Origin of the sequence: Leptospira barantonii, from assembly GCF_002811925.1 — a bacterium.
Classification (GTDB): domain Bacteria; phylum Spirochaetota; class Leptospiria; order Leptospirales; family Leptospiraceae; genus Leptospira; species Leptospira barantonii.
The window spans coordinates 202,885-219,455 of sequence record NZ_NPDS01000007.1; the positions used below are offsets into that span (position 1 = coordinate 202,885).

The 16,571-nt window shown below is 42.7% G+C and carries 16 protein-coding genes; 12 read left to right on the top strand and 4 right to left on the bottom strand.

Annotated elements, in window-relative coordinates; all coding sequences use genetic code 11:
* The 4 genes from gyrB (at position 1) to lenA (ending at position 6,221) form a co-directional block, all read left to right on the top strand.
* On the top strand, positions 1-1,926 hold the full coding sequence (gyrB, locus tag CH367_RS15980) for a DNA topoisomerase (ATP-hydrolyzing) subunit B (protein ID WP_100763494.1): 1,926 nt from the start codon (positions 1-3) through the stop codon (positions 1,924-1,926).
* Between the two features lie 18 nt (positions 1,927-1,944).
* A complete protein-coding gene (gene gyrA, locus CH367_RS15985) occupies positions 1,945-4,449 on the top strand; it encodes a DNA gyrase subunit A (RefSeq protein WP_100763495.1) in 2,505 nt (834 codons plus the stop codon).
* 3 nt (positions 4,450-4,452) lie between these two features.
* Positions 4,453-5,409 carry a tRNA dihydrouridine synthase DusB gene (gene dusB / locus CH367_RS15990; RefSeq protein WP_100763496.1) on the top strand — a complete coding sequence of 319 codons (957 nt, stop codon included), beginning with the start codon at positions 4,453-4,455 and terminating at the stop codon, positions 5,407-5,409.
* A gap of 74 nt (positions 5,410-5,483) precedes the next feature.
* A complete protein-coding gene (gene lenA / locus CH367_RS15995; RefSeq protein ID WP_100763497.1) occupies positions 5,484-6,221 on the top strand; it encodes a lipoprotein LenA in 738 nt (245 codons plus the stop codon).
* Positions 6,222-6,315: 94 nt separating this feature from the next.
* On the opposite strand, the gene CH367_RS16000 is transcribed toward lenA, so the two are convergent.
* Complete coding sequence (locus tag CH367_RS16000; RefSeq protein ID WP_100763498.1) at positions 6,316-6,879, bottom strand: lipoprotein LipL21; 564 nt, start codon at positions 6,877-6,879, stop codon at positions 6,316-6,318.
* Positions 6,880-7,017: 138 nt separating this feature from the next.
* Here CH367_RS16000 and CH367_RS16005 point away from each other — a divergent pair, with 138 nt between their 5' ends.
* Positions 7,018-8,574, top strand: coding sequence for an LIC10012 family protein (locus CH367_RS16005; protein WP_100763499.1), 1,557 nt, complete (start codon positions 7,018-7,020; stop codon positions 8,572-8,574).
* A gap of 21 nt (positions 8,575-8,595) precedes the next feature.
* Positions 8,596-9,501, top strand: a complete 906-nt coding sequence (locus tag CH367_RS16010) for an AAA-type ATPase lid domain-containing protein (protein ID WP_100763500.1) — start codon at positions 8,596-8,598, stop codon at positions 9,499-9,501.
* On the opposite strand, the gene holA is transcribed toward CH367_RS16010, so the two are convergent.
* Positions 9,443-10,531, bottom strand: coding sequence for a DNA polymerase III subunit delta (holA, locus tag CH367_RS16015; protein ID WP_100763501.1), 1,089 nt, complete (start codon positions 10,529-10,531; stop codon positions 9,443-9,445). The two genes, CH367_RS16010 and holA, sit on opposite strands and share 59 nt — an antisense overlap.
* Positions 10,532-10,617: 86 nt before the next feature.
* On the opposite strand from holA, the gene CH367_RS16020 reads away from it, so the two are divergent.
* Positions 10,618-10,833 carry a hypothetical protein gene (locus CH367_RS16020; protein ID WP_100763502.1) on the top strand — a complete coding sequence of 72 codons (216 nt, stop codon included), beginning with the start codon at positions 10,618-10,620 and terminating at the stop codon, positions 10,831-10,833.
* Here the strand turns inward: CH367_RS16020 and CH367_RS16025 are convergent.
* Positions 10,824-11,387 (bottom strand): nucleoside triphosphate pyrophosphatase, encoded by a 564-nt coding sequence (locus CH367_RS16025; RefSeq protein ID WP_100763503.1) that lies wholly within the window; start codon positions 11,385-11,387, stop codon positions 10,824-10,826. The two genes, CH367_RS16020 and CH367_RS16025, sit on opposite strands and share 10 nt — an antisense overlap.
* A gap of 60 nt (positions 11,388-11,447) precedes the next feature.
* Here CH367_RS16025 and CH367_RS16030 point away from each other — a divergent pair, with 60 nt between their 5' ends.
* The 5 genes from CH367_RS16030 to CH367_RS16050 all read left to right on the top strand — a co-directional run bounded on the left by CH367_RS16030 (position 11,448) and on the right by CH367_RS16050 (position 16,085).
* The gene (locus tag CH367_RS16030) at positions 11,448-12,353 is read left to right on the top strand and encodes a hypothetical protein (RefSeq protein WP_100763504.1); all 906 of its coding nucleotides are present in this window, start codon (positions 11,448-11,450) and stop codon (positions 12,351-12,353) included.
* A 14-nt stretch (positions 12,354-12,367) separates the two neighbouring features.
* Positions 12,368-12,856 (top strand): hypothetical protein, encoded by a 489-nt coding sequence (locus CH367_RS16035; protein ID WP_100763505.1) that lies wholly within the window; start codon positions 12,368-12,370, stop codon positions 12,854-12,856.
* Positions 12,857-12,860: 4 nt separating this feature from the next.
* A complete protein-coding gene (locus tag CH367_RS16040) occupies positions 12,861-13,604 on the top strand; it encodes an SDR family NAD(P)-dependent oxidoreductase (protein ID WP_100763506.1) in 744 nt (247 codons plus the stop codon).
* Between the two features lie 17 nt (positions 13,605-13,621).
* Positions 13,622-14,230 (top strand): L-threonylcarbamoyladenylate synthase, encoded by a 609-nt coding sequence (locus CH367_RS16045; RefSeq protein ID WP_100763507.1) that lies wholly within the window; start codon positions 13,622-13,624, stop codon positions 14,228-14,230.
* Positions 14,231-14,411: 181 nt separating this feature from the next.
* A complete protein-coding gene (locus tag CH367_RS16050; protein ID WP_100763508.1) occupies positions 14,412-16,085 on the top strand; it encodes an FG-GAP repeat domain-containing protein in 1,674 nt (557 codons plus the stop codon).
* Here the strand turns inward: CH367_RS16050 and CH367_RS16055 are convergent, their stop codons facing one another.
* Positions 16,086-16,442, bottom strand: a complete 357-nt coding sequence (locus tag CH367_RS16055) for an arsenate reductase family protein (protein ID WP_100763509.1) — start codon at positions 16,440-16,442, stop codon at positions 16,086-16,088.
* Between the last annotated feature and the right edge of the window lie 129 nt (positions 16,443-16,571).

Genomic DNA, 16,571 nt, shown 5'->3' on the forward strand with positions numbered 1-16,571 from the left:
ATGAGCCAAGAAGAAGCAAGCTACAGCGCCGGTCAGATCAAGATTTTAGAGGGTCTGGAAGCTGTTAGAAAACGCCCGGGGATGTATATCGGAACCCAGGATGAAACCGGACTTCACAAAATGGTCTACGAGGTCGTGGACAATTCCGTCGACGAAGCGATGGCCGGCCATTGCAACGAAATCAGAATCAGCATTCTTCCGGATAACATCATTGAAGTAAGGGACAACGGCCGCGGGATTCCGGTCGACATTCACCCAGACAAAAAAATTTCCACAATCGAAGTCGTTATGACGATTCTCCACGCGGGTGGTAAGTTTGAAAACGACGCTTATAAGGTTTCGGGCGGTCTTCACGGGGTAGGGGTTTCCGTAGTAAACGCTCTTTCCCAATACCTCGAAGTGGAAGTTCATCAAAAAGGAAAATATTATACTCAGAAATACGAGAAAGGTGTTCCCGTTTCTCAAGTGGAACAGAAGGGAGAATCTTCGGAAAGAGGAACCATCGTTCGTTTTAAACCGGACGCTACGATTTTTACGACCGTTGATTTTCAATTCGACGTTCTTTCCGCTCGCTTTAGAGAATTAGCATTTTTGAATAAAGGTCTCGTCCTCATCGTGGAAGACCGCAGACGCGGCTCCGAAGGGGAGAATCTACTTAGAAACGAATTTCAGTTTTCAGGCGGGATCGTTTCTTTCGTGGAGCACATCAACGAGAACAAACATCCAATGCACAAGGTGATTCACTTTGAGCGAAACAAAGACGATGTTTTGGCCGAAATCTCGATTCAATATTCCGAAACTTATACCGAAAACATATTCTGTTTTACGAATAACATCAACAACAACCTCGGTGGAACTCACTTAGAAGGATTTCGCGCGGCGCTTACAAGAACATTAAACGACTTTCTAAAAAAAGATACGGTTCTTGCGAAGAAACATCCAACCGGTCTTTCCGGTGAAGACGTCAAGGAAGGTTTGACCGCGGTCATCTCCATTAAAATTCCACAACCTCAGTTCAATTCTCAGACAAAAGAGAAATTGGTAAACGCCGAGATCAAAGGAATTATGCAAACCTTAACTTCCGAAGGTTTGAATTTGTTCTTCGAAGAAAATCCGAACATCACCAAAAAGATATTAGAAAAATGTATTCTTTCCGCGAAGGCGAGAGAAGCGGCTCGTAAAGCGAGAGATCTTACGAGAAGAAAAACCGTTCTCGAAGGTGGTGGACTTCCGGGTAAACTCGCCGACTGTTCCGAAAAAGATCCCGCTCTTTCCGAACTTTATCTGGTCGAGGGTGATTCCGCGGGCGGTTCCGCAAAACAAGGAAGAGATAGAAATACTCAGGCCATTCTTCCTTTGAAAGGAAAAATTCTGAACGTGGAAAAGGCGAGATTGGATAAGATTCTTTCCAGCGAAGAAATTCGTGTTTTGGTTTCCGCGCTTGGAACCGGAATCGGCGAGGACGAATTCAATATCGATAAGATTCGATATCATAAAATTATGATTATGACGGATGCGGATATCGACGGTTCTCACATTCGCACGCTGCTTCTTACATTCTTTTTTCGTTATATGCGTCCCGTAATCGAAAAAGGTTTTCTCTACGTTGCGCAACCTCCTTTGTATTTGATCAAACACGGAAAAAATTCCACGTACGTTTATTCGGATAAGGAAAAGGAAGAATTACTGAAAAACGTAGGAACGGAAAAAGTTGTGATTCAACGTTACAAAGGTCTCGGTGAAATGAACCCGGAACAACTTTGGGAAACTACGATGGATCCTTCCAATAGAGTCGTTCTAAAAGTTAAGTTGGACGACTTTGTAGAAGCCGAAGAAACATTTAACGTTCTTATGGGCGATGAAGTTCAACCGAGAAAACAATTCATAGAAGTGAACGCGGCTAAGGTAGCCAACCTGGATCTTTGATCCGAAGGGAATTCAGAAATGAGTCAAGAGATGGAAAACGAAACAAAAGTCCTGAGTTATAATATCGCCGGAAAACCCGATATCGCGGACGCGCTTAAGAATGGCGTTCGAGTGATTCCCGTAGAAATCGAAGATCAAATGAAGGAAGCGTATTTGGGTTACGCGATGTCCGTGATTGTCGGCCGTGCGCTTCCCGATGTCAGAGACGGATTGAAGCCGGTTCACAGAAGAATTCTCCACGCGATGAATGAACGTGCTTGGAGAAGCGATCGCCCTTACGTTAAGTGCGCGAAGATCGTGGGGGAAGTGATCGGTAACTATCACCCGCACGGTGACGCTTCCGTATACGAGGCTCTCGTAAGAATGGTTCAGGACTTTTCCTTACGCGTTCCGTTGATAGACGGACAAGGAAACTTCGGTTCCATCGACGGTGATAACCCGGCGGCGTATCGATATACCGAAGCGCGATTGGAAAAGGTCGCGGAAGAATTGTTACGCGACATCGAAAAAGAAACCGTAAGTTTTTCGCCTAACTACGATGATACGAAACAACAGCCGGACGTTCTCCCCGCAAATTTTCCGAACTTACTCGTAAACGGTTCTTCCGGGATTGCGGTCGGGATGGCAACGAACATTCCTCCGCATAACTTAAAGGAAACGATCGACGCGGTGATCGCGGTTATTAAAAATCCTGAGATTACAATTCCCGAACTTTTAAAAATCGTTCCCGGACCCGACTTTCCGACTTCGGGAATAATCATCGGTGGAGAAGGTTTAATTTCCGCCTATACGACCGGGAAAGGATCGATTCGTATCCGTTCCAAGGTTGATATCGAAGAAAAGAAAAACGGACGAGAAGTGATCGTAGTCACTGAAATTCCGTATCAGGTGAACAAAAAGGTTCTTCTCGAAAAGATCGGAGATCTTGTTAACGAAAAACAAATCGAAGGAATTTCCGAAATTTTGGATCTTTCGGATCGAAAAGGGATCCGCGTTGAAATTCATATTAAAAAAGACGCAAACGCTCAAGTCATTCTCAATCAGCTTTATAAAATGACTCAGCTTCAGGTGAGTTACGGAATCACGATGCTCGCGATTCTCGATAACAAACCGAAGATTTTTAATATTAAAGAAATATTGACCGCGTACTCGGCTCATAGAAGAGAAGTAATCGTAAGAAGAACTCAGTTCGACCTTGATAAGGCCGAAAAACGCGCTCATATCTTGGAAGGATTGAAAATCGCCTTAGAGAATATCGAAGATGTGATCAAGGTTATTCGCGCTTCTAAAAATCCGCCGGAAGCGAAACAACAATTGATGGTTCGATTCAGTCTTTCCGAGGTTCAATCGGATGCGATTCTCGAAATGAGATTGCAAAGACTTACCTCTCTCGAAGTTCAAAAAATCATCGATGAATTGGAAGAAGTAAGAGCGCTGATCGTAGACTTGAAAGACATTCTTTCAAAACCTTCTCGAGTGAACGAAATCGTTTGTACCGAACTTCAGGAAGTGGGCGATAAATACGGAACGAAAAGAAAAACCGAAATCTCCATCGAAAGTATAGAAAGTTCTTCATTTAATGCGGAAGATCTGATCGCGGACGAGGAAATCGTAATTCAAATCACATTTGATCAATTTATCAAACGTCTACCGATCGATACTTTCAAAAGACAAAAACGGGGCGGGAAAGGAATTCAAGGTCTTTCTCAAAAACGCGACGACGTAATCAAGATCATGAAAGCCGCGATGACTCACGATAGTATTATGTTCTTTTCTAATATAGGAAAAGTTTACGTGATGAAAGCGTATGAGTTGCCGATCGCTTCCAAAGAAGCTCGCGGAAAATCTCTCAAAGCGATTATCAATCTGAGAGAAGACGAATATATATCGTCCGTTTTTGCCTTCCGAGAAGAGGATATGGATAAGGATCTTCTTTTAGTGACAAGAAGAGGATTTATCAAACGGATTCAATTGAAGGAATTCGGAAACGTGAAAAAATCCGGAATCATCGCGATCGGCCTAAGAGAAGGCGACGACCTCATTAAGGTGGAAGCGATCAACGACAAGGATGAAGTAATTATCTTCTCCAGAAAAGGATTGGCGCTTCGTATCGAAGGAAATATAATCCGAGCTCAAGGAAGAACCGCAAGCGGTGTGACCGGAATGAGACTCGCCGAAGACGATGCAATCGTCGGCTTAAGTAAATTCAAAGAAGGCGAAGATATCTTCGTTGTCTCCGAAGAAGGTTATGGAAAACGACTCGGCTTTGAAGAGTTTGCCGCAAAAGGTAGAGGTGGAAAGGGAATGGCCTATCTCAAAGTAACCGAGAAGAACGGCTTTTCCGTAGGAACCGGTTCGGTCGGAAACGAAGACGAGATCATCCTGATCACTCAACAAGGAATGACAATTCGTATTAACGCATTCGATATTTCTAAATTAGGAAGAACTGCAGTCGGAGTTCGTATCGTCGATCTAAAAGACAACGATAAGGTTCAGGACTTTACGGTTCTCGGCGAGAACTGATCCATGATTCAAATCGGAAACGTTACGATCCCGGGGAGAATTTCACTTTCTCCCATGGCGGGCATTTCCGATTCTCCGACTCGTAGAATTTGCAGAAAATTCGGAGCGGCCTTTTCTTACACCGAGTTTGTGAACACGGACGAACTTGTTCATCGCGCACCCAAGGCTTTGAAGATGTTTCGGTTTCATCCGGAGGAACGTCCGATTACGTTTCAGATTTTCGGTAACCGTTTAGAGATCATCGCAGAAGCCGCTGAAATCATTCAGGAATTAAAACCCGACATCATCGATTTGAACATGGGTTGTTCCACTCGTAAGGTTTCATTACGAGGAGCCGGAGCTGGACTTCTTCGTAGACCCGTGTTAGCCGGGAAGATTATTTCAGAAATAAAAAATCGGGTTCAAGTTCCGGTAACCGCGAAGATTCGCATCGGCTGGGATTCCACATCGCTCAATTATCTCGAAGTATCAAAAATTTTGGAAGACTCGGGTGTGGACGCGCTTACCGTACACGGTCGTACTAAGGAAATGGCCTATACCGGTTTAGCGGATTGGAATGTGATCGGAGAAATTAAAGCAAAGAGAAGGATTCCGATTTTTGGAAACGGGGACATCAAAAGTTTTCAAGAAGCAAATTCTAAAATTCAAGAATACGGTTTGGACGGTGTTCTCATCGGCAGAAACGCAATCGGAAATCCTTGGATTTTCTCGGAAATCAAAAAGGAAGAATTATCCTGGTTCGAAATTTCCGCCGTGATCTTAGAACATCTTCGCTGGATGATCGAGGACTTCGGGGAAGAATTCGGTCTTGTACTTTTTAGAAAACATCTCGTGAAGTACCTGGCCGGTCTTGAATTCGATCAGGCTTGGAGATCCGAATTACTCGAAATCAGGGAATGGAATCGATTTGAAGATACCCTGTTATCCGATAAAAAATGGAATGTTTTAGCCCTCCTGTAATACCGCTTCATTAATTCTTGACTAAATCTTCTGTGAGCTTAAAAACTTCGAGAAACGAACGGAGAAGCCACAGTATGAAAAGTATAAAGTTATTCTTAATTCTTTCCTTTGCTCTTCTGATTATGATCGGATGTAAAAAGGAAGAAAAAAAGCCGGAAGCTCAAATCTTAGGAACTAGATTCGCGAACTTCGACCAGTGGATTTACAAGGTCCCGGGTTCCGATAAAAAAGAAGATCAAGTCAGTCTTGTATATGGAATGGAAGATGTAACTGGTCTGGAAACCGTTGATACGGAAGTGACCACGAAAAAAGGAACGTCCACAGTTACCTATATTAAGGTTAAAACCGTAGAAAACAAAGAAGGTTATGCGCCTGTAAAAAACTTCTCTGAGAACGTCTATTTCGTACTGAATGCTTCGGACGATGCGTTCGTAAAACCTACCATCACCGCCAACACAAAGGGTAAGTTAAAGAGAGGAATGTATTGTTTAGAGCAGGAAGTGATCGGAGAATTCTCCAAAGTCACTTGTTACGATTCTATTTTGACGGAAGATAAGTTGAATAACTATTACGACGTTTGGATCAAGACTGTTTCCGTTTCTTTGAGCAAAGACGCTCTTCTTGGTGAAACCGTAAAACTTCTGAAAAAATCCAGTCAGGAACTTGCGAGATACAATTCCGTATCCGATGAAGAAAAAAATAAGATCCTTCAAGTCGCAACGGAATCTTTAAAGAAGGCGGCGGCAAAACAAGATGAATTTACCGCAGACGTAAACGCTCTTGCTACAAAATTCGGGATCGTCCTTCAGTAAGATTCTCACCCAATTGAATCCATGCCTTTAAAAATAAAAACCCCGCTAATGACAGCGGGGTTTGTAAAACAGAAAGCTTTATTTAATTTAAAGCTTATTGTTTGTTGGAAACTTCTTGAGCTTTCGCTACGAGAGCATCCTTTCCACCAGGAAATTTAGCGTAAATAACACACTGACATTCTTCCCAGTTGTCTTTAGAAACATCTTTCGGATCGGAACCGGAACCGGTTGCTTTACATTCGTAAACCCCAACTCCTTTTACAACACCTTGAGATTGAGAAACGATTACGGACGCAGTTGCTTCACCGTCGGATACTCCGGAAGCCGCTTCTACAGTCTCACCAACCATTTTCTTCACAACATCAGACGCGCCTTGAAGTCTAGAAGCTTCACGGCAGGTAGATTGCATCATAGCCTGGCTTTTTTTAGCTACAGCCTTTGCAGAAGCTCTGGAAGAGAATTTAATATAATACCAGTCTTTTGGATTAGTATCTCTTGGTGTTTTTCCGTCGTTTCTTTGTTCAGGTGCGCCACCCCATCCTTCGAAAGTCCATCCACCGTCACCAACAGTAGTTGCGTCTTTTTGTCCTGTGTCAGTGCTCGAGCAAGCCGCAAAAATCATTGTTGCTACAGATAGAGCGATAAGTCTATTGATCATTATTTTCTCCTTGATCTACTAAATGAAAAAAACTAATACTTTACTGAGTTTATGCAACTCATTTTTTAATGAGTTGCTTTGAATCCTAGATTTCCTCATATTAAAAGTAAAACCGATTTGCGTCGCACTAGGTTGTTCATGTTAAGAAATTTATTTTTTTTCTTCTGTTTGGTGGCTCAGCCAGTATTCTCCACGAGTATAATTTTCCTCCCGGGTAAAGTGGAAGGAAATCTACCCGCAACTTTGGAAAGAATCGATGACAGATCGCAAGAAATTTCCAAATTTGGGGCTTTTTACGCGAACTTGCTGTTAAGAGCGAAAGTAGATACTACGGAGAGAATTAAAGATAAAGAAATCTTTTATAAATTCAAAAGTTCCCGCTATGGAAAAGAAGACTTCGCAAGAATTTGCTCCGAGATATCTGCAGATTTTTTAGTACGCGACGAAATTGGTTTTCAAAACAATATTTCTTTAGATCGAGCGGTTTATAATTGTACGCAAAGGCAATTGGATGAACTGCATCTTTCTGAAAAATCCGATCTTTTCTTTTTGATGCGTTCTATGACGGAACGTTCGTTTCCTTGGATTCCTTCTAAACGAAAACAAAACACCACTGCAGTATCAAAAAAGACCGTAAAAGAGCTGATCTTTGTAATCGATCTGTCTCCTTCTTTTCAAAGAGAAAGGGAAGAATGGGTTCAATTCGTTAAAAATGCGTCTTGGGATTCTATGACCGGGATTCGAATCGTAACTTTTTCCGAAGGAAAGATTTCGGTTCTTCCCAAAGCAGGTTCCTTAGCGGAACTCAGAACTCAAATCGGAAGTTTAAAATCCTTTGGTAAATCCAGCTTGGATGATTTATCCGAAGCGTTGATCAGTACAAAAAGAACGCTGATGCAATCGGGAACTCGTTCTCAAAGTATTCAAGACATAATCATTCTTACGAACGCAAAGGGAAAAATTCCGAATCCAACTTTGTCCTCAGCGATTCAGGATCTTCAATCCTCCGGTTACAGAGTTCAATTGTTTACGGCTCCGTATTTTTCCTTGGCGCAAACTCAGTTTTATAAGGGAATTCTCCCCAAAGGAAATCTTTCGGAAATTACTTATTTCAGAAGAGTCAGCACGGCCAAGGATACGAAGACTTTGTTGTTCCGCGGCAGACAGATTTATTTTACGTATTCGGAAGTTTCACCGAGTCAAACTCCTGCGGAGACATCCCTCAATAAGGTTTCTTATTCAGGAAAATATGCCGAATCCGAATCGATCAATCCTCTCAATTTCACCGAAATATATTCGGAACTGACGGGAGATAAGATTCTTACTTCGGAATCTTTGCAGGATAATCTTTCTTTTTTGCTTTCCCAAATTCTTTTTAAGGATGAATTTAAGGCGGAAGGCGGAACGGAAGTTTTGGTAAAATCCGGTGAAAAAGCGTTTTGGGTTTCCTTACCGATCGGAGTAAAAACTCCGCAGGTTGACGAACAGATCGCGTATCAAACGACTTATGTTCCATCGGGAGGTTCCGTGGATGGAGTTTCGAACGTGGCAAGTCTTACCGAATCGTATAAGGTTTCACCTTCCCAAATTTTGGAATGTACTCCGATTCAAGTAAGAAATTATTTTCAAAATACGAATAAAAGTTCCTTTGATTGTATCGTCCGAGGCAAAGTTCTCCAGGTCAAAGGATTATAATCTTCGCAAAGGGATTCCCATTTGAGTGCCGAAGAACATATTTTCATCAGCAATGCTTCGAATTCGATTAAGATCTTAAATCGATTGAAGTCTTTGTCTCAAAACAATCTGCCTGTTTTTGTTACGGGCGGACCCGGCACGGGAAAAACATTCGTTTCCAATCTCATCGCAAGTTTATCCGGCGGTAATCCTCGTGTTTTCATATTGGATTCGGAGCATATCGAAAACGAAAGAACGTTGGAGTCCATTCTTTCCAAAGGTGAGAATACATACTTCGTCTTTAAGGATTTTTCGAATTTCCCAAAAGAGATTCAGGCCTATCTGCTAAAAAAAATCAGAGAAAATCAAAACGAATCGAATACCGCGTCCCGTTTCATTTTTCTTTCCGGTAAAGAATGGAAACAAAAGCTGGAAGCAGGTCAAATTTTAGAATCGCTTTACTTCGAAATCTCCAACTTCCGTTTGGATCTTCCCGATCTTCGGGAAAGAAAGGAAGACATTCCTCTTTTGATTAAACACTTTTTGGAAACGCTCTCAGAAAAACACAAACGCAAAGAAATCCGATTGAGCGAAAAACTATATCAACTTTTGCTAAATTATGATTTTCCCGGAAACGTAAGACAACTGAAGAATCTTTTGGAAAGTATGGTTTCTTTGTTTGCGGTCCGAATGCTCGACATAAAACATTTACCCCCGCAGATGTTCGAAACGTCCTATGTTTATTCGGAGTTTATAGAAGTGAAAACCGGAATTCCTTTAAAGGATTACGAAAGAGAAATCATCAAAAAGAACCTGATCTTAGTAAACGGAAATCGCGAGAAAGCCGCGAAGATTCTCGGGATCTCCGAAAGAACGATCTACAGAAAGATTATAGAATTCGGTCTTTCCGGCGAAGCTGAAGGAAAAAATCCTCCATCCGGCGATTGAAATAAAATTCCGCCTCTTCCTTTTCCGAACCGGCTTTGATTCGGATGTTCATCTCTATTATAAAATCGTAAAGTTCTCCAATGATTTTATCGGAAAAAAAAGTGGATTCCTTTCTGAGACGATTGCGGACAAAATTCTTTCTTGCGGGGCTATAGGATTGGATGTCGAGGTATTCGTATAATTCTTCGTCGGAAATGGTCGCTTCGTATTTTCTCGAAATGATTTTATATTTGCGAAGTTGATCGATTCTTTCCTTGAGAATGCTGAAGAATAAAAGGAGGGAATCTCTGCCGCTTTGAAATTTTCTGAATTCCTTAAAAAACCGGATTCGATCCGATTCCATAAAAAAATCCACCAAACCGGAAGAGTTGAATTCTCCGCTGAATAAGAGAACGTCTTCCACGTCTTGTTTGCTGAAGGATTTTTTGACGAGATAAAGTTTGAGTTTGGAAAGTGATTGAAGATAAGCGCCCATCGAAGGAGGAATTTTATGAAGAAACTCGTCCATAGCGTCTTCGTCCAATTGAACTCCGATTTCTTTACATGCTTGTAAAAGACCGCCCCGTGTTTCGTTCGGATAGAAGTTTTTGGTTTTTATAAGATTCGCTTTTCCGCCGAATATCTGCAGAACCTTACTCGGAACTTCCCAATGATTGTAATGAACGAGAAGTTGAATCGAATCCGGAAAATTTGAAAATTGTTTTTGTAAGGATTCGTTGTTCTTGCCTTTTCCGCTCGAGATCGGTTTGAAAAATTCAAGACCCGATTTGATGATGAACAACTTTCGATTCGAGAACATATCCAAGTTGAACGCTTCGGATTGAAATCGCTCGAAGTCGCCCGGTTCCGAAACGAAGATCACGATTTCGAACGGTTCTCCCGTTTTCCGAATCGCTTCCTTGTATTTTTCCGCCACGATTTCGAATTCGTACGATTCTTTAGCCGCAACAAAAACGATCTGCGGTAATTCTTTCGCAAAGTCGGAAAGGAATTCTATGGAATTTTTATATTCTTTGGTTTTAGCGGCCATATTGCTTCGATCGAAAAGGGATTGAACCGGTTAAAAAATCGGAAGAATCGTTTAAGCTAAAGATTCGATTCTCCGAAGATTAGAATATGAATATCAGTTCCGGAGTCCAGAGGATTTCTTACCCGAACGAGGCTTTGACGTATGTAAGTCCGGCTCGTATGGGCGGAAAAGTGCAGGCCGTGGAACCGATTCGTCGCGAAGATTTTAACCCCGATCGTAGCATGGGCGGGAAAAGTCTTTCCACTCCTCCTAAAGAATCGACGCCGAGCGCACGCGGAAGCCTGATCGATTTCTACGCGTGATTTCCTTTTAAATATTTTTTCCAAAGTCCGTGGTATTGAAAAAACATTCTCAGGGGAAACCCGAGAATATTCGTATAGGAACCGTCATACGATAACACCGGACCTTCCGCGTCTTGAACTCCGTAACTTCCCGCCTTGTCGAAGGGAGAATATTTTTCGATGTATTGCCGGATTTGATCGCGATTCCATTCTTGAAATTTAACTCGGGAAGAATCAAACGCGAACTGTTCGAGCCCTTGATCGTAAATTCCCAATCCTGAATAAACGATATGCGTTTGGCCGGACAATCTTCTCAACATCTCTACTGCTTCCGGAAAGTTTTCGGGCTTCTGGAGAATGGTGTTTTCATGAACCACGATCGTATCACAGGAAATCAGAAATTCTTCCTTGGATCTTGTGCCTAACTTGGCCAATGTGATTCTTTTTAAATATTCAAGCGGGCTCTCACCAGGAAGAGAACTTTCGTCCACATCCTCGGGTTCGACTCTGAAATCCAGATCTAGGGATTCTAAGACGTGTTTTCTTCGAGGAGATCTGGATCTGAGCACGATCATAGATCCACAGTTTGAGAAAAGCCTTGCTTTGCATCCGTTTTCTTGCCGATATTGGTAGGGATGAAAGAGAATCAGAGAACCTTACGAAACAAAATCGAATTCGGAATCTATTTCCTTTTTCTGATCGGAAACGTTTCGATTTTTTCCCAAACGGTTCCAAACGAATCCAAGGATCCGAAAGAAAAACAAAAGATTCAATCCGATAGAGAATTGATCGAGACCGGAAAGTTGGAATCGATTCGTAAAAAAGCGTATCTCGGTTTGAAAGGAATTCGAATTTCGCTTTTGAACTTCGGTAAAAAACAGGATCTCGATAAACTCGCAAACGATTACGGACAAGCCGAAACTCTTTATCTCAAAGCGGAATACGGAAACGCTACGACCGCGTTTGAAAACATTTTCAAATCGATCGTTCCTTTGGAAGAAACGATTCGTAAGGATTATGAGAATAAGGCGGTTCAGCTCGGTCAGGAATTGGCGCCGCAAATCGTATCGATCCGACTGGACGAAAAAAATAAAAATCGCTCTATTCTTCCCGTATTAGAAAAGTATTATACTCGTTTCGGCGAAACTTCCAAAACCGCGACCAGAGATTTGGAAAAAGGGGAAAGAACTTCCGCGCTTTATTATCAAAGACAATCCTTGCTCGCGTTGTATCAGGCGAAGATATTATTGGGGAAGAGCGAAGATTCTTCGCTTACCCTTTCGGATAAAATTTCGAAAAATAAAATCTTGGATTCCGATTATCTCAAACCGGAAGAATTGATCTATTGGGACGATACCGAAGGAAGATTGAATTCCGAAGCGGAAGAGGAAAGAAAAAAAGACCGAACAAAAACCTTAAAGTCTTACGAATGGAGACTGGGAATTTCCTCCGGGAAATTGCAGAAAGAAAACGGACAGAAAAGTCAGGAACCGACTTCCAATCCATCTAATTCTACAGCTCCGAATAAAACAAAACCGTAATATTGAATAACCCTATGATTCTTTTTCGTAACAACAAATTCTGGATTTGGTTTTTGATTCTATTCGCTTTTTCTTCTTGTAGGAGAGGAAGTTTTGATCGAGTTAAAGAATCCAGTTTTCAATATCTCTGCAAAGAATATCTTCTATTCTGCGATAAGATCGTCACTAAAATCGATATGTTCGATTGTGATCCGTTGCACAACACTTATGAAAGCGACGGCGCTCATTATATCAATCGTGAAGTTCTCGTAGACGATCTAATCGTGGAAAAAGAGGAAAAACGATCCGAAATCTTCGATCCATACTCGGAAAAAAAACCTAAAAAAGAAAAAACAAAGGACACTAGTTCGGACTTCGGAAAAAACATTCGAATCGATTCCCGCAAACTGATTCGAACCTTCGATACGGAACGCGGAAAAAAACCGGCAATCGGCGACGACGGAGAATCCATCGAAGAGATCCGTCCTTGTTATCCGGTGAAACCACAATACAATCAGGAGTAATACATTGAGCGATTTATTTAACGTAAAGGGTAAAACGGTTTTGGTTACGGGTTCCACACGTGGAATCGGAAGACATTTTGCGGAAGGTTTTAAGAATGCAGGTGCGATCGTTTACGGAACCGGTTCTTCCGAAGAATCGATTAAAAAATTCGAAGGCTCGGGAATCAAAGGTTTTGCCGCGGATATTCGTCAACCCGATGTGATGACTCCTATCATAGAATCCATCGTGAAAGAACACGGAAAGTTAGACGTGCTTGTGAACAATGCGGGAATTGCGTCGAACAAACCTGCGGCATTCTTAAAAGAAGATGAGATCGAATCCATCATTCAAACGAACTTTACCGGAGTATTCCGTGCTTGTGCGGCTTACTATAAAATTCACAAAAAGAAAGGCGGGAATATTATCAATATTGCATCTATTCTCGGGATGAGAGGAACCAAATTCGCATCCGTTTATTCCGGAACCAAGGGAGCGGTGATCAACATGACGCGTGCGCTCGCAGTCGAATGGATCGGCTCCGGTTATAGAGTGAACGCGATTTGTCCCGGATTTATCGACACCGATATGACCGAAATGATCAAAGAAAAAGCGGACGTCATGGAGCAAATGTTGAATGCGATTCCGATGGGACGATTGGGAAAACCGGACGATCTAGTCGGCGCGGCGATTTACTTTGCGAGCGACGCTTCCACCTATGTCACCGGTCAAACGATCGTAGTCGACGGAGGAATCACCGCGGGACTCTAAAAAGAGTCTAATCTATAATGATTCTTTCCTTACACCCGATTAACCCGGAGAAAAGAAAACTCCAACAGATTTCCGAGAATTTGTTGGAGGGGAAAGTTTATATATTTCCAACCGATACGGTTTACGCTTTGGTAGCCGATTCTCAATCGAAACTGGGCGTGGAAAAGTTATACGAACTGAAGAATATTCCGAAAAACCAACCCCTCTCCTTGATTTGCCCAAGCATCTCGGTCGCTTCCAATTACATCGAATTTCTTCCGAACGACGCGTTCCGGTTGATGAAAAAAATAACACCCGGCCCATTTACTTTCATTACACGCGCGAACAAACACCTTCCTCGTGTTTCTTTTTCCAATCAAAAGGAAAAACAAATCGGAATCCGAATTCCCGACGCCGTTTACTTACAAGAACTGATGAAGATTCATCCGAACCCTTTGACGTCTACCTCCGTTTTTGCCAACGACGAGTTTATCATCGAAGTTGAATCCTTGGAGGAAATCTACGGAAAACGCGTGGAAGGAATTGTGGACGGTGGAATCGTCGAAGTCGAACTCTCCACGATTCTGGACGTGACAGGAGACGAGATGACCGTCGTCAGAGAAGGCAAAGGCGCAGAACTTTTGTAATCGTTCCGCCGCGAACAAGGCGATCTTTTGTCTCTTATCGATTCTGTGAAAAAAATTCTTTCGGAAATATTTTTCCAAAAAATACAAAAATCAAAAAAGTATAGAAAGCCGGAAGAGTTTCGTCTGTTTTTAATAAGACATCCGATAATAAGGATGAAACGATTTTGGTGGGCGCATTTTCATGAACCGATTTTTTTATATTCTTTGCGCTCTTCCGTTTTTCTTTCACTGCTCCGTTAAACCGCTGGAGAATGCCTGCGATATAAGTAGCTCTCTTTTTTTTAAAACTTTCCTTCTAAATGCGGTCGTTTCCGGGAACGCAAGTATCTGCGGTGCGGCGATCTTTTTACCACAACCGAAAATTTTAAATCTGGGTTCGAAAGCAATTTTAAACACCGGATTCTTAATCGGAGAAATGGATGCAAGCACAAGCGGCGTGCAGGTTTCTTTGGATGGAGGTCCGTTTGTAGACGCGCAGATTTCCGGAACACAATGGAAGTTTCAACTTCCAGCCGCCGGAGTTCCGTCCACAATTCCTTCTACGGGAGTTTGGAAAGATTGGAGTTTACATACGATTTCGGTTCGTTCTACTTCGGGTTCTAATCGATCGTTACCTGTCTCCATTTCCGTTCAAAAAGGAAATAACAAAGATATCGACGGCGACGGTTATCCCGACGCTTTGATCGGTTCGCAGGTCGTAAACAAAGTTCGGGCTTATCTTTCTCTTGGAAAAAATCGAGGTTTAAGTTCCGTAGTTACGACCATCAACGGTGTGAGCGGCCTCGGATATTCCGTTGTGCTCGGCGATTTTGACGGTGACGGATATGCGGATGGAGCCGCCGCGGGTTCGGCCTCCAACTTTGCATTGTATCTTTCTAAAGGCGCGTCCGCTCCCGGTCTTTCAACGACAAGCATAAGTCCGACGACGGTAGGAAATGGAATTCTCAATTTAACGGTAGGCGATATCAACGGAGATGGTTTTTCCGATTTGATGGTAGGATCGCCGTATAACGGGGGGAATGTCGGAAACGTTTATACGTTTTTGTCGAACGGAATCATCGGACAAGGAGTTACTTTTCAACAACAGTTGAACAATCCGGCGGTCGCGGGAAGCACACAATTTTACGGTTACGCAGTGGCGCTCGGCGATGTAAACGGAGACGGTAAATCCGATGCGATGATCGCCGCAGTAGGTTCGGTTCAAATCGGAGCTTCGTTCGTATATCTTTCTCAAGGAAATACTTTCACAACCTATTCTCAAACGTTTCCCGGTTCGGTGACCAATCAATGGTATGCAAATTCTATCTTTGCAACGGATATGAATCGAGACGGTCTTTCCGATATGATCGTAGGTGCGTATCAAGAACCTGCCGGTGCGGCGGGAAGAATTTATGTTTATAGTTCCAACGCGGGAATTCTTTCCAACGTGATCAACAGTCCAGTGCTCGGAACCGCGGCTTCCTCGATGGGAACCTCTGCCGGAACGGGTGATATCAACGGCGACGGGTTTTTGGATATCTTTGGCGGCGGTTATACTTACACAGGCGCGCAACCTTCCCAAGGTTCCGTAACGACTTTTTTATCTTTGAGCAGTACGGGAATCAGTCCGACTTCTCTGAATTTTTTAACGAATCCCGTGAACATGGGTGAAATGGGAATGGCGATAGGATCTGCGGATATTGACGGAGACGGTTTCTGCGACGCGTTGCTCGGCGCACCGAGCAGCGTAGGAGGAACGAACATCGGAAAAGTGTATTTATATTTTTCCGACGGCTCCGCAGGATATACAAGCGTTCCTCAAACGATGACCGATCCGGACGCTACGGGAACGTTCGGAAGTTCGGTAGACTTATAACTATTTAATCTGCTTCTTCCATTCTTCTTCTTTAAAGCCGACAAAACCGAAACCGTCTCCGAGAACGAAAGGACGTTTTACAAGATTTCCGTTTTTGGAAAGTAGTTCCAATTGTTCGTCGAGAGACATGGAAGCGAGTTTATCCTTGAGACCCATTTCTTTGTAATCGCCGCCGGAAGTGTTGAAGAGTTTTTTCGATTCGTTTCCGACGTATTTGAGCATCGTTTTGAGTTCGGTTTTTTTCGGAGGAGTTTCACGGATCGGAAGAACTTCCAGGTCCACTTTTTTTCCGGAAAGGAATTTGAGCGCGTTCCTACATGTGGAACAGTTTTTGTATTCGTAAACTTTTAGTTTCAAGATGATTCTCCCATTCCGAAACTCTTCGATTCCCTCGAACGGTCAAGTTTTCTGAAAATTCCTTTATGAAAGGGAGAATCTGCCCTTTTTCGTTCTACAAAATTCTTCCTTTTGTTTAAAAATCTTTTC

Bases quoted from the DNA above. Each gene is read 5' to 3' on its own strand.
- CH367_RS16005 (WP_100763499.1), top strand. From the start codon at position 7,018: ATGTTAAGAAATTTATTTTTTTTCTTCTGTTTGGTGGCTCAGCCAGTA.
- gyrA (WP_100763495.1), top strand. From the start codon at position 1,945: ATGAGTCAAGAGATGGAAAACGAAACAAAAGTCCTGAGTTATAATATC.
- dusB (WP_100763496.1), top strand. From the start codon at position 4,453: ATGATTCAAATCGGAAACGTTACGATCCCGGGGAGAATTTCACTTTCT.
- holA (WP_100763501.1), bottom strand. From the start codon at position 10,531: ATGGCCGCTAAAACCAAAGAATATAAAAATTCCATAGAATTCCTTTCC.
- gyrB (WP_100763494.1), top strand. From the start codon at position 1: ATGAGCCAAGAAGAAGCAAGCTACAGCGCCGGTCAGATCAAGATTTTA.
- CH367_RS16045 (WP_100763507.1), top strand. From the start codon at position 13,622: ATGATTCTTTCCTTACACCCGATTAACCCGGAGAAAAGAAAACTCCAA.
- lenA (WP_100763497.1), top strand. From the start codon at position 5,484: ATGAAAAGTATAAAGTTATTCTTAATTCTTTCCTTTGCTCTTCTGATT.
- CH367_RS16025 (WP_100763503.1), bottom strand. From the start codon at position 11,387: ATGATCGTGCTCAGATCCAGATCTCCTCGAAGAAAACACGTCTTAGAA.
- CH367_RS16020 (WP_100763502.1), top strand. From the start codon at position 10,618: ATGAATATCAGTTCCGGAGTCCAGAGGATTTCTTACCCGAACGAGGCT.
- CH367_RS16030 (WP_100763504.1), top strand. From the start codon at position 11,448: ATGAAAGAGAATCAGAGAACCTTACGAAACAAAATCGAATTCGGAATC.
- CH367_RS16035 (WP_100763505.1), top strand. From the start codon at position 12,368: ATGATTCTTTTTCGTAACAACAAATTCTGGATTTGGTTTTTGATTCTA.
- CH367_RS16000 (WP_100763498.1), bottom strand. From the start codon at position 6,879: ATGATCAATAGACTTATCGCTCTATCTGTAGCAACAATGATTTTTGCG.
- CH367_RS16050 (WP_100763508.1), top strand. From the start codon at position 14,412: ATGAACCGATTTTTTTATATTCTTTGCGCTCTTCCGTTTTTCTTTCAC.